This window comes from Streptomyces sp. DH37 (genome assembly GCF_029813835.1).
Taxonomy (GTDB): domain Bacteria; phylum Actinomycetota; class Actinomycetes; order Streptomycetales; family Streptomycetaceae; genus Streptomyces.
In genome coordinates this window covers 1-11,398 of sequence record NZ_JARVKV010000108.1, presented here as the reverse complement: position 1 = coordinate 11,398, position 11,398 = coordinate 1, and the positions used below count along the sequence as shown (strand labels likewise).

The 11,398-nt window shown below is 77.0% G+C and carries 9 protein-coding genes; 6 read left to right on the top strand and 3 right to left on the bottom strand.

What is annotated here, in order from left to right; all coding sequences use genetic code 11:
* Positions 1-16 precede the first annotated feature (16 nt).
* A complete protein-coding gene (locus QC029_RS29545; protein WP_279558915.1) occupies positions 17-1,201 on the bottom strand; it encodes a (Fe-S)-binding protein in 1,185 nt (394 codons plus the stop codon).
* Positions 1,198-2,604, bottom strand: coding sequence for an FAD-linked oxidase C-terminal domain-containing protein (locus QC029_RS29540; RefSeq protein ID WP_279558914.1), 1,407 nt, complete (start codon positions 2,602-2,604; stop codon positions 1,198-1,200). The genes QC029_RS29545 and QC029_RS29540 overlap by 4 nt, the downstream gene beginning before the upstream one ends.
* A gap of 337 nt (positions 2,605-2,941) precedes the next feature.
* Between QC029_RS29540 and QC029_RS29535 the strand changes: the two genes are divergently transcribed.
* The 4 genes from QC029_RS29535 to QC029_RS29520 all read left to right on the top strand — a co-directional run bounded on the left by QC029_RS29535 (position 2,942) and on the right by QC029_RS29520 (position 8,608).
* The gene (locus QC029_RS29535; RefSeq protein ID WP_279558913.1) at positions 2,942-3,715 is read left to right on the top strand and encodes a hypothetical protein; all 774 of its coding nucleotides are present in this window, start codon (positions 2,942-2,944) and stop codon (positions 3,713-3,715) included.
* A 147-nt stretch (positions 3,716-3,862) separates the two neighbouring features.
* Complete coding sequence (locus QC029_RS29530) at positions 3,863-4,741, top strand: DegV family protein (RefSeq protein WP_279558912.1); 879 nt, start codon at positions 3,863-3,865, stop codon at positions 4,739-4,741.
* A gap of 625 nt (positions 4,742-5,366) precedes the next feature.
* The gene (locus QC029_RS29525; RefSeq protein ID WP_336621621.1) at positions 5,367-6,101 is read left to right on the top strand and encodes a helix-hairpin-helix domain-containing protein; all 735 of its coding nucleotides are present in this window, start codon (positions 5,367-5,369) and stop codon (positions 6,099-6,101) included.
* The gene (locus QC029_RS29520; RefSeq protein ID WP_279558911.1) at positions 6,098-8,608 is read left to right on the top strand and encodes a ComEC/Rec2 family competence protein; all 2,511 of its coding nucleotides are present in this window, start codon (positions 6,098-6,100) and stop codon (positions 8,606-8,608) included. The genes QC029_RS29525 and QC029_RS29520 overlap by 4 nt, the downstream gene beginning before the upstream one ends.
* A 333-nt stretch (positions 8,609-8,941) precedes the next feature.
* On the opposite strand, the gene QC029_RS29515 is transcribed toward QC029_RS29520, so the two are convergent.
* Positions 8,942-9,187 carry a hypothetical protein gene (locus tag QC029_RS29515; protein ID WP_279558910.1) on the bottom strand — a complete coding sequence of 82 codons (246 nt, stop codon included), beginning with the start codon at positions 9,185-9,187 and terminating at the stop codon, positions 8,942-8,944.
* Positions 9,188-9,334: 147 nt separating this feature from the next.
* Between QC029_RS29515 and holA the strand changes: the two genes are divergently transcribed.
* Both holA and QC029_RS29505 read left to right on the top strand, forming a co-directional pair.
* The gene (holA, locus tag QC029_RS29510; protein ID WP_279558909.1) at positions 9,335-10,327 is read left to right on the top strand and encodes a DNA polymerase III subunit delta; all 993 of its coding nucleotides are present in this window, start codon (positions 9,335-9,337) and stop codon (positions 10,325-10,327) included.
* Positions 10,328-10,425: 98 nt separating this feature from the next.
* Entirely contained in the window at positions 10,426-11,145 is a 720-nt protein-coding gene (locus tag QC029_RS29505) for a hypothetical protein (RefSeq protein WP_279558908.1), read from the top strand.
* Positions 11,146-11,398: the final 253 nt, after the last annotated feature.

Here is an 11,398-nt window from a genome sequence, read left to right as displayed (position 1 = left end):
CCGCCGCCGTGCGCGCTCATCCCTCCGCGGCCCCGGACCCCGGTTCCGCCGCCGACTCCGACGCCGCCGCCGACTCCGCCGCCATGGCGAGCAGTTCGGCGAGGTGGAGCGCCTTCGTCCGGGAGCGCGTACGGCGCAGTCCCTGCCGCAGCTGGCGCAGACAGCCCGGGTTGACCGCCACGACGTAGTCCACGTCCAGCTCCCGCAGCGCCTCCAGCTTCGGGTCCAGCACGGCCCGGCTGTCGTCCGGCCGCAGCATCGCGTACGTGCCGGCGGCGCCGCAGCAGTCGCCCGCGCCCGGGAGTTCGACGTAGTCGGCGACGGCGGCGACGAGCTCGCGGGGAGGGCGGGTCACGCCCAGGCCGTTGCGCAGGTGGCAGGAGTCCTGGAGGGCGACCCGCGCCCGGCGGCCGTCGACCGTGACCCGGCCCGCCGGCCGGTGCCCGGTCCGGTGCAGGTGGTCGCTCAGCTCCCTGACGCGGTCGCGGCCCAGGTGGTGGGCGAGGTGGGCGGCGCAGCCGCCGGCGGTGGTCACGATGGTGCCGGGCAGCTCCTCGCCGAGCGCCCGGGCCATCTCGGCGCCGGTGGCGGAGTCGCCGTTGTGGGCGTGCAGCGCGCCGCAGCAGCCCTGCCCCGCGGGAACGGTGACCTCCGGCCGCAGCTTCCGGACGGCGCGCGAGACGGACGGGTACAGCCCGCGCTCGACGCAGCCCAGCATCAGCGACACCGGCCGGTCCCCTCCCCGCCCGCGGTCGGCCCCCTTCCGGCCGCGGGCGTGGCGCCGTACGAGCCCCTGGAGCCGCAGCAGCCACGGCCGGGAGACCAGCGCCATCAGCAGGCGGGCGATCCAGGGCCGGTCGCGGCCCCGCCACTGGTGGTCGCGCCACTGCTCCAGCAGCTGCCCGTACTCCACGCCCGCCGGGCAGACCGTCTCGCAGGCCCGGCAGCCCAGGCAGAACGACGACTCCTCGGCCAGGGTGGGATCGTCCGGGGCGAGGTCGCCGGACTCCAGCGCCCGCATCAGGGTGATGCGGCCGCGCGGGGAGGACGGCTCCTGGCCGGTGAGGGTGTAGGTGGGGCAGGCGGGCAGGCAGAAGCCGCAGGAGATGCAGCGGTCGAGCAGCTCCCGGTCGAAGACGCCGAGGCCCTCCTTCCGTCCGGGGGAGGGGGCGGGGCCGGGGCGGGGTGCGGAGTCGGTCACGATCCCAGCTTTCCGGGGTTGAGGATGCCCGCCGGATCGAAGGCCTTCTTGATCCGGCGCAGCAGGGCGACCTGGTCGTCCCCGATCCGGTCGGCGAGGTACGGCAGCTTGGCCGCGCCCACGCCGTGCTCGCCGGTGATGGTGCCGTCCAGGGCGATGGCGGCGGCGAAGATCTCGGCGAACGCCCGGTGCGTGCGGTCGGCCCCCTCGGTGTCGTCGGGGTCGAGTACGCAGGTGGGATGGAGGTTGCCGTCCCCGGCGTGTCCGAAGGTGGCGATCCGCAGGTCGTGGCGGTCGGCGATCGCGTCGATGCGGTCCACCATCTCGGCGAGCCGGTGGCGGGGCACGGTGGCGTCCTCCAGGATCGTCAGCGAACCCAGGCGGGAGAGCGCCGGGAGCGAGCAGCGGCGGGCGGCCAGCAGGGCTTCGGCGCGGGCGACGTCCTCGGCGAGGGTGACCTCCAGCGCACCGGCTCCCCCGCACACCTCCCCGATGCGGGCGAGCGTGTCCGCCACCGCGCGCGCCGGTCCGTCGTCACCGAAGAGCAGCAGTGCCCCCGCGTCCCGCCGCAGGCCGAGCCCGGCGAACTCCTCGACCGCCGCGACGCACTTGCGGTCGAGGAACTCCAGGGTGGCCGGGACGATCCCGCCCGCGATGACGGCGGCCACGGCCCGGGAGGCGTCGGCGAGGGAGTCGAAGTAGGCGACTCCGGTGCCGGTCTCCTCGGGTGCGGGCAGCAGGGCCACGGTGGCCTCGGTGATCACCGCGAGGGTGCCCTCGGAGCCGGTCAGCAGCCGGGTGAGGTCGTAGCCGGCCACGTCCTTCCACAGCCTGCCGCCGGTGCGGATGACCTCCCCGGTGGGCAGGACGGCCTCCAGGCCGAGCACGTAGTTGCGGGTGACGCCGTATTTCAGGCCGCGCAGGCCGCCGGCGCAGGTCGCCACGTTGCCGCCGACGGTGGAGACGGTGCGGCTGCCGGGGTCGGGGGCGTACAGCAGCCCCTCGCGCGCCGCCGCGTCCGCGAGGGCGGCGGTGGTCACCCCCGGCTGGACGCGGGCCAGCAGCTCGGTGGGGCTGACCTCCAGGATCCGGTCGAGCCGGGTGAGCACCAGGACGATGCCGCCGCTCAGGGGCACGGTGGCGGCGCACAGATTGGAGCCCGCGCCGCGCGGTACGACGGGCACGCCCCGCTCGGTGGCGTACCGCAGGACCGCGGCGACCTCCTCGGTGCTGCCGGGCAGCACCACGGCCTGGGGCCGGGCGTGGAAGAGGGGGGTGGCGTCGCGGGCGTAGGCGGCCAGCGCCCCGTCGTCGACCCGTACGTGGCCGCGCCCGACGATGCCGGCCAGGTCGTCGGCCAGTTCCCCCGCCCGGCGCTCGGTCAGGTCCGTGTTCGCGGTCATCGGCGCACCACCATCCACTCCAGTACGGGCGTGGACCGACGGTAGACCAGCGGGCGGGCGGTGGCGAGGAGGCCTCGCCACCGCCCGTCGCCCCGGCCCGCCGCTCCGACCCGCCGATCCGGCCCGTCGCCCCGGCCCGTCGCTCCGGCCCGTCGCTCCGGCCCGTCGCTCCGGCCCGCCGCTCCGGCCCGCCGATCCGGGCCCCCGGGGGTGCGTACGGGGACGGTCCGGGCCCGCCGGAACCCCGGATCGCCCCCGCGCGTTTACCCTGGGAGGACGGCCGCTCCTTCCGGGTTCCGGAGGGCGGCGACGCGACGGCGGACGAGGGAGCGGAGCTGTGGAGTTCGTCATCGGCCTGATGGCCCTGCTCTTCGTGCTCTTCGTGGCCCTCGGCGTGATCGCCACGGTGAGGACCGTGCGGGCGGTCAAGCGGGGCGTGGAGCGCACGGGGCAGCAGGTGCGCCGCACCGTCGAGGAGACCACGCTGAAGGCCCGCAGCGCCCAGCCGGGCCCCGTGGGCGAACTGGCCCGCGTACGGCTGGAACTGCGCGGCTCGCTCGACAGCACGCGCCGTGCCCTGGAGTCCGGGATCCGGTACGACCCCTCGCTGAGCGAGGCCGTCGGCCTGCTCGACCGGCTCGACGAGCACGCCCGCCAACTGGACGGCGAGCTGCGGCTGCTGATGGAACGCGAGCCGGACCGCGGCCGGATCGCCGCCCGGCTGCCGGACGCGCGCGAGCGCGCCGGCCGCATCCGCGCCTCCGCCGATTCGCTGCGCTTCGCCGCGCAGGACCGGGCCCGGCGGCACGACGAGGACGGGCTGGCCGCGCTGAGCGAGCAGATCGAGATCGAGGCGGGCGCGCTGCGGCACTGGACGGACTCCGCCCCCGGGGCCGCCGGCGCCCCCGGTGCGCGGACTCCGGGTGCCGGGACGGTGCCCGGGACTCCCGCGACCCCCGAGGCCCCCGCGACTCCCGAAACCCCCGGCATCGAGGGCCGGAAGGACGCTCCGCAGGGGCGGTCGGCGGACTTCGGCGCCGACTTCACCAGGGACTTCGGCTCGGACTTCGGTCCGGACTTCGGCAGGGGCCGACCGCAGAGCGCGTCGTGAGCCGCCGCGCGGGCCGTCCCGGCCGCCCGGACCGCCCCGCCGCGGAAGGGCGTTCGGTGAACCACCGGGCGGCGGGCGGCCGTACCGCGTGCCGTGGCGCGCGGTTCGCGTCGCCGCCGCGGGGAAGGGCCCGGTAATCTCCGCCCCATGTCCCGCCATGTCGCGATCGTCACTGATTCCACGGCCTACCTGCCGCAGGCGGCACTGGAACACCACCGCATCACCTCGGTGCCGCTGACCGTGGTGCTGGGCGAGCAGGCGCTGGAGGAGGGCACCGAGATCTCCGCCCGCTCGCTAGCCGAGGCCCTCAGGAAGCGGCGGTCCGTGACCACCTCCCGCCCCGGCCCGCGGGTGTTCGCCGACGCGTACCGCGCCGTCGCGCGGGAGCCGGGCGTGGAGGGCATCGTCTCCCTCCACCTGTCGGCCGAGTTCTCCGGCACCTACGACGCGGCCGTCACCGCCGCGCGGGAGGCGCCCGTGCCGGTGCGGGTGGTGGACACCGGCATGGTGGCGATGGCGCTGGGCTTCTGCGCCCTGGCCGCCGCCGGGACCGCGGAGGCGGGCGGCACGCTGGACGAGACGGTCGCGGCGGCCCGGAAGCGCGCCGAGGGGACCTCCGCGTTCTTCTACGTGGACACCCTGGACTACCTGCGGCGCGGCGGCCGCATCGGCGCGGCCCAGGCCCTGCTGGGCTCGGCGCTGGCGGTCAAGCCGCTGCTGGAGCTGGAGGACGGCCGCATCGGGATGCTGGAGAAGGTCCGCACCGCCTCCCGGGCCATCGCCCGCCTGGAGGAGATCGTGGTGGAGCGGGCGGGCGGCGCCGACGTGGACATCGCCGTCCACCATCTGTCGGCGGCCGACCGGGCCGACCAGCTCGCGGAACGGCTGCGCGCCCGGCTGCCGGGACTCGGGGAGCTGCACGTCAGCGAGGTCGGCGCGGTCATCGGCGCGCACACGGGACCGGGGCTGCTGGGCGTCGTGGTGTCACTCCGACAGGTGACGGAGTTGTCCACAACCGGCGGGTGATCCACAGAAAGAAGCCGTGACCGGACGGGCCGGCCCTTCCGGCCTACCGTCGACCGGCATGAGCACCCCGTCGCGTCTCCGGTCCCGCTCCCTTCCCGCCCGTCCTCCCGTCCGCCCGGTGGCGGCCGGTCCCGGCCGCCACCGAGGGCCCGGAGGTCCCGGTTCGCGTACGGGACGGCGCACGCGCCGACGGGAGCTGCGGCGGGCCGCGGCGGCGGCGTCGCTGCGCGCACGTGCGAGCGCGCTGCTCGCGGACGCGCCATCCGCGTCCGGGCCGGAGCCGCGCGGCCCGGACGCTCCCGTCCCCGCCGCTCCCGCTGCCTCCACCGCTCCCGCTGCTCCCGCTGCTCCCGCTGCCGATTCCGTCCCCGCTCCCGACTCCGCTCCGCTGTCGCGGTCGGACGCCATCGCCGCCGCGCGCGACGCGGTCCGCCGGGCGCGGGCCCACCGTCTGGCGACGGAACGCCCCCACGGGCGGGCGCCGGTACGCGAACCGGCGCCGCCGTCGGCCGGCCCCGGCCCGAATCCCGCCCCCGGCACCGGTACTGGCACCACCCCCGTCCCCGTCCCCGCCCCCGCCCCCGTCACCGGCCGGGTACCCGGACCCGAGCCGGGCGCGGCGGACATGACGCGGCGCGCCCGGCTGGCGGCGGCCGTACGGGACCGGCTGCCGCCGTGGGTGCGGACGCGGTGCGGGGTGGAGCCGCGCACGCTGGCCGCGCTCGCCCTGGCGCTGGCCGTGGCGCTCGGCTTCGCCGTGCACCACTTCTGGAGCGGGCGCCCGCAGACCGTGCAGGCGCCGCCGGTGGAGTCGGCGTCCCGGCCGCGTACCGCTCCGCACGCGCCGTCGTTCCCGGCGCCGTTCCCGGCATCGGACCCGGCATCGGACCCCGTCCCGGCCTCCACGGCGGCTTCCGGCGGGAAGCCGCTGCTGGTGGACGTGGCGGGCGAGGTCCGCAGACCGGGGGTCCACCGGCTGCCCGCCGGGGCCCGCGTCGCCGACGCGCTGCGCGCCGCGGGCGGCGTGCGGCCGGGCACGGACCTCCACGGCCTCAACCGCGCCCGGCCGGTGGCCGACGGCGAGCAGATCGTCGTCGGGGAGCCTCCCGCCGCGGCGGCCGTCCCCGGCCCGCCCGCCGCTCCCGCCGGGGGCGGGCCTGCGGCGGGCGGGCCGGTCAGCCTCAACTCCGCCACGGTCGACCAGCTCGACTCCCTCCCCGGCATCGGCCCGGTCATGGCCCAGCGCATCATCGACTACCGCACCCGGCACGGGGGCTTCTCCTCCGTCGACGAGCTCCGCGAGGTCAGCGGCATCGGCGAGCGCCGCTTCGCCGACCTGAAGCCCCTGGTCGGGCCGTGAGCACCCGGACGGCGACCCGGGCCGCCGTCCGGGCGGCGGTGCACGCCGCCGCCGGACACCGGCTGGGAGCGGCGGATCCGCGCCAGGAGGGCCCGGCGGACCTGCGGCTGGTCCCGCCCGCGCTGGCCGTCTGGGGCGCGGCGGCCCTGGCCCTGGGCGCCCTGGGCGGCGCGGCCGTCGCCGGGGCGGCCGTCTGCGGCCTCGCCGCGGTGGTGCTCCTGGTCCTCGCCCGGGGGCGGGGCGGCGGACGCACGGCCGTCGCCATGACGCTGTTGTGCGCCGCCGCGGGCGGCGGGGTGGCCGCGGCGCACGCCGCCGACCTGCACCGCGGCCCTCTGCCGGAGGCGGCCCGGCAGTACGCGCGGATCACCGCCGAGGTGGCCGTCACCGGCGACCCGCGCGTCGTCCGGCCCCGGGTCCGGGGCTCGGACCAGCTGGCGGGCGCGGTGATGCTGCGGGCCGAGGCCGTACGCGTCACCGCCGCCGACGGCACGGTGACCGCCACCCGGGCGCCGGTGCTCGTCCTGGTGCGGCGGACGGACTCGGCGGCCCGGACGCCCCCGGGATGGCTCGACCTGCTGCCCACCACCCGGCTGCGGGTCCGGGCCGGGCTCCTGCCGCCGAGGGACGACGGCGCCGGCGGCCGGGACATCGCCGCCGTCCTGCGGGTGAGCACCGACGGACCGCCCACGGTGACCGCCGGGCCGACCGCGGCCCAGCGCATCGCCGGAGGGCTGCGCTCCGGGCTGCGGGAGGCCAGTGACGGGCTGCCGTCCGACGCGCGGGCGCTGCTGCCCGGACTGGTGGTCGGCGACACCTCGCGCATCCCGGCCGACCTCGACGCGGCCTTCCGGGCCGCCGACATGCTCCACCTGCTGGCGGTGAGCGGGGCGAACCTCGCGATCCTGCTGGTGCTGCTCATCGGACCGCCGGGCACGGCCACACGCGCCGAACGCCGGGGCGCCGCGCCCCGGTTGGGGATGTCGCTGCGCACCACGGCGGTCACCGGAGCGTTGCTCACCCTCGCCTTCGTGGTGGTCTGCCGCCCCGAGCCCAGCGTGCTGCGGGCGGCGGCCTGCGGGCTGATCACCATCGCGGCGATCGGCACCGGGCGGCGGCGGTCCCTGCTGCCGGCCCTGGCCGCGGCCGTATCGCTGCTCGTCCTGTACGACCCGTGGCTCGCCCGCGACTTCGGCTTCCTGCTCTCGGTCCTGGCCACCGGTTCGCTGCTCACCCTCGCTCCCCGGTGGAGCGGGGCCCTGCGCCGCCGGGGGGTGCCCGGACGGCTCGCCGAGGCGCTGGCGGCGGCCGCCGCGGCCCAGGCGGTGTGCGCGCCCGTGGTCGCGGTCCTCGCGGCCCACGTCAGCCTGGTGGCGATCCCGTGCAACCTGCTGGCCGAGTTCCTGGTCGCGCCCGCCACCATGCTCGGCTTCGCCGCCCTGGCCGCGGCGCCCCTCGCGCCGCCCCTGGCCGAGGCGCTGGCCTGGCTGGCGGGCTGGCCCACCGGGGCCATCGCCGCCATCGCCCGGGCGGGTGCGGCCCTGCCCGGCGCCGAGGTCGACTGGCCCGGCAGCTGGACCGGCGCCCTGCTGCTGGCCGCGCTCACCGCGACGGTGATCCTGGCCGCCGGCCGGCTGGTACGGCACCGGTGGCTCTGCGCCGCGTGCGCCGTACTGCTGGTCCTGGCGGTCCTGCGGCCCGTCCCGCTGATCCGCCCGCTCACCGGGTGGCCGCCGCCGGACTGGCGGCTGGCGGTCTGCGACGTCGGCCAGGGCGACGCACTGGCACTGGCGGCCGGGCGGGGCGCGGCCGTCGTCATCGACACCGGTCCCGAGCCCGGAGCGGTGGACCGCTGCCTGCGCGCCCTCGGCGTCACCGCCGTCCCCCTGCTGGTGCTCACCCACTTCCACGCCGACCATGTCGCCGGACTGCCCGGGGTGCTGCGGGGCCGGGCGGTCGGGGCGATCCAGACCACCGCCCTGGGCGAGCCGGCCGGACAGGCGGCGGCCGTGCGGCACGAGGCCGCCCGTGCGGGCGTACCGGTGATCGGAGCGGGCCCGGGGGAGCGCCGCCGCATCGGGACGCTGTCCTGGGAGGTGCTGTGGCCCCGGGAGCCGCCCCCGCCCGGGCCGCCGTCACCGTCGGGCGAGGAGGCCAACGACGCCAGCGTCACCCTGCTCGTCCGCACCTCCGGCCTGACGGTCTTCCTCCCCGGCGACCTCGAACCCCCGGCCCAGCGGAGGCTGCTGGCGGCCTGTCCCGATCTGCCGCCCGTCGACGTCCTGAAGGTCGCCCACCACGGTTCCGCCTACCAGGACCAGGCCCTGCTGGAGCGCCTGCGCCCCCGCGTCGCCCTCGTCTCCTCCGGGGAGGGCAACCCCTACGGCCACCCCTCACCCCGCACCGTCGACGTCCTGCGCGCGGCCGGCGCCACGGTCCTGCGCACCGATGTGCACGGCTCTCTGGCCGTCACCTCCGACGGTGCGGTCACCGGCTCGGATTCCTGAGCGGTGCCGCCCGCGCCCCCGGTCCGCCCTCCCGCCGGGCTCCCGGATCCTCCCGGTCATCGGCGCGGATCCCGAGCCCGCGCCGTGGGGCCGCCGAGCCGCCGGGGGCCGGGCCGCCGAAGGAGCCGGTGAAGACCGACCCGGGCGCTGTCCGGGCACCATCCGGAACGGCCGGAAGCCGAGGACTTGCGGGGATGCCCGCGTTCCGCTGCCGTGCCGTGCCGTGCGCCCGGACGCGACGGAAGGCGGAGGCCGGGCCGGGGAGGCCGCGGCCCGGGACCGGGCGGGCCGGGGGCGGAGGGAGGAGCCGGACCGGGAACGCCGGCCGGGCCCCTACTCCCGTTCCAGCCAGCCGTCGTGCTCCGCGGCGATCTTCTCCAGCACGGCCGTGTCGTACGCGCCCTCCGGGCCGTCGACCACGACCAGCCACTGGGCGTCCTCCGCGTCGTCCTCGCCCGCCAGCGCCTCGCGGACCGGCCGCGGTTCCTCCGCCAGGCCGAGGCGTTCGGCTACCTCCTCGGCCACCTCCTCCGCGGCGTCGCGGTCGGGGAGCACCAGGATGTGTCGTACGTCGTTCACCGCGCCATTGTGCGACAGGGGAGGAGACGCCCCCCGGGCGGGCCCCGAGCGGCCCCGGGCGGATTTCCGGGTGGCTTCCCGGGGAGGTGCGCGGGGGAGGAGCGGGCGTCGGCGGGGTGTCGGCGGCTCGTGGGATGCTGGTGCGCGATGGCCGGTAAAACCAGGAAGTCCTCGACCGACGACCCCCTCGCCCCCGTCACGCTCGCGGTGGGCCAGGAGGATCTGCTGCTCGACCGCGCGGTGCGCCAGGTGATCGACGCGGCCAGGGCCGCCGACGCCGACACCGACGTGCGCGAACTCGCCCCCGCCGACCTGCGGCCCGGCACGCTCGCGGAACTGACCAGCCCGTCCCTGTTCGCCGAGCGCAAGGTCGTGGTCGTACGGGACGCGCAGGAGCTCGCGGCGGACACGGTCAAGGACGTCAAGGCGTATCTGGCGTCCCCGGCCGAGGAGATCACCCTGGTGCTGGTGCACGCGGGCGGCGCCAAGGGCAAGGGGCTGCTGGACGCGGCCCGCAAGGCGGGCGCGCGCGAGGTCGCCTGCCCGAAGATGACCAAGCCCGCCGACCGGCAGGCGTTCGTACGGGGCGAGTTCCGCGCCGTCGGGCGCTCGGCGACGCCGGAGGCGTGCCAGGCCCTGGTCGAGATCCTCGGCAGCGATCTGCGCGAACTGGCCAGCGCCTGCTCCCAGCTCACCGCCGACGTCGAGGGCACCATCGACGAGGCCGTCGTCGCCCGCTACTACAGCGGACGAGCCGAGGCATCCAGCTTCACCATTGCCGACCGCGCCGTGGAGGGCAGGCTGCCCGAGGCGCTGGAGGCGCTGCGCTGGTCGCTGTCCACGGGCGTGGCCCCGGTGCTGGTCACCAGCGCCCTGGCCCAGGGAGTGCGGGGCATCGGCAAGCTGATGTCGGCCCCGCGCGGGATGCGTCCCGGTGACCTGGCCCGTGAACTGGGCATGCCGCCGTGGAAGATCGACCGGGTCCGCCAGCAGATGCGCGGCTGGTCGGCGGAGGGGGTGTCGGCGGCGCTGCGCGCGGTGGCCGATGCCGACGCGGCGGTCAAGGGCGGGGGCGACGACCCGGAGTACGCCCTGGAGAAGGCCGTCATGGCCATCGCCCGCGCGGCCCGCTCCCGCTGAGTCGGGCCCGCCCCCACCACGGCGGCTTGACCGCGGCGGACGCCGCCGGAATTCTCGTGGTCGGCCGATCGGGTCCGGACATGGAACGGGTGGGACGAATGAGAGCCAGACGGTGGGCGGCGTGCGTGGTGCTGGTGGCGATGTGCTTATCGGCCGGCTGCGGTTCGGAGGACCGGGACGACGGTGCCCGGCCGCCGGCGGACCCCCCGTCCCGGAGCACCACCTCGATTGAGGATCCCCCCGGACAGGAGCCCGGCGAGGAGGAGCCCTCCGGGCCCGCGGTGACGGTCACCGACGACGAGGGGTACCGCTTCGAGGTCGTCGGGATGGGCGCGGGGACGGTTCCGCAGATCGAGGGGGAGGAGGTGTCGGCGCCTCCGGGGCACGTCTTCGTCCACGCGGACGTGGCGGTGAGGAACCTCCAGGAGGACCGGAGCGCTCCGCTGGGCGACCTCCTGACGAACTGGTACATCGACGTGCCCAGGAGCGCGGTGCCGGAGAAGGGCGGCCTGGAGCTGTGCGATGACGGATCCGAGTACTGCGCCGACGGGATCTCGTGCCTGCGGACGGACGCGCCGCCCGGCGAGGACGGGGAACTGGGCGGCGTGGACGAGAAGGGCAGGACGATTCCGGCGGGCGCCACCTGGAGGCTGCGGTGCTTCCTGGGGCGGAACAACTTCGCGAGTCCCGCCGGTGCCGAGGAGGTGAGGGACTCGGTGGAACCCGACCGGATCCGGCTGTTCCGCGTCAAGGACCCCCACGGCTTCAAGTTCGCCCTGGAGGAAGCCGGCATCGACCTGGAGATCCCGCTGGGCTGAGTACGCCCACCGCTCGCCGCGCACCGCGTGCGTGAACGCGTACTGCCCGCCGTGGGGGATCACGGCGGGCAGTCGCTTCAGGCTCTTGGCCCTGTACTTCTCGGCGTACTTCTCGGTGCGCTTCTGGTGCGCCGCACCCGCGTGGCGAACGCAGGCCGCGTGCGCTGACCGCCGTTGATCCACCTGCGGGAACCTTGCCGCAAGCCCTCTGACCTGCTGCTTTCTCCTCCCGGAGTATCAGCCCGTATTAGCC

Coding starts and splice junctions, on each gene's coding strand:
- QC029_RS29540 (WP_279558914.1), bottom strand. CDS start 2,604: ATGACCGCGAACACGGACCTGACCGAGCGCCGGGCGGGGGAACTGGCC.
- QC029_RS29505 (WP_279558908.1), top strand. CDS start 10,426: ATGAGAGCCAGACGGTGGGCGGCGTGCGTGGTGCTGGTGGCGATGTGC.
- holA (WP_279558909.1), top strand. CDS start 9,335: ATGGCCGGTAAAACCAGGAAGTCCTCGACCGACGACCCCCTCGCCCCC.
- QC029_RS29530 (WP_279558912.1), top strand. CDS start 3,863: ATGTCCCGCCATGTCGCGATCGTCACTGATTCCACGGCCTACCTGCCG.
- QC029_RS29525 (WP_336621621.1), top strand. CDS start 5,367: ATGACGCGGCGCGCCCGGCTGGCGGCGGCCGTACGGGACCGGCTGCCG.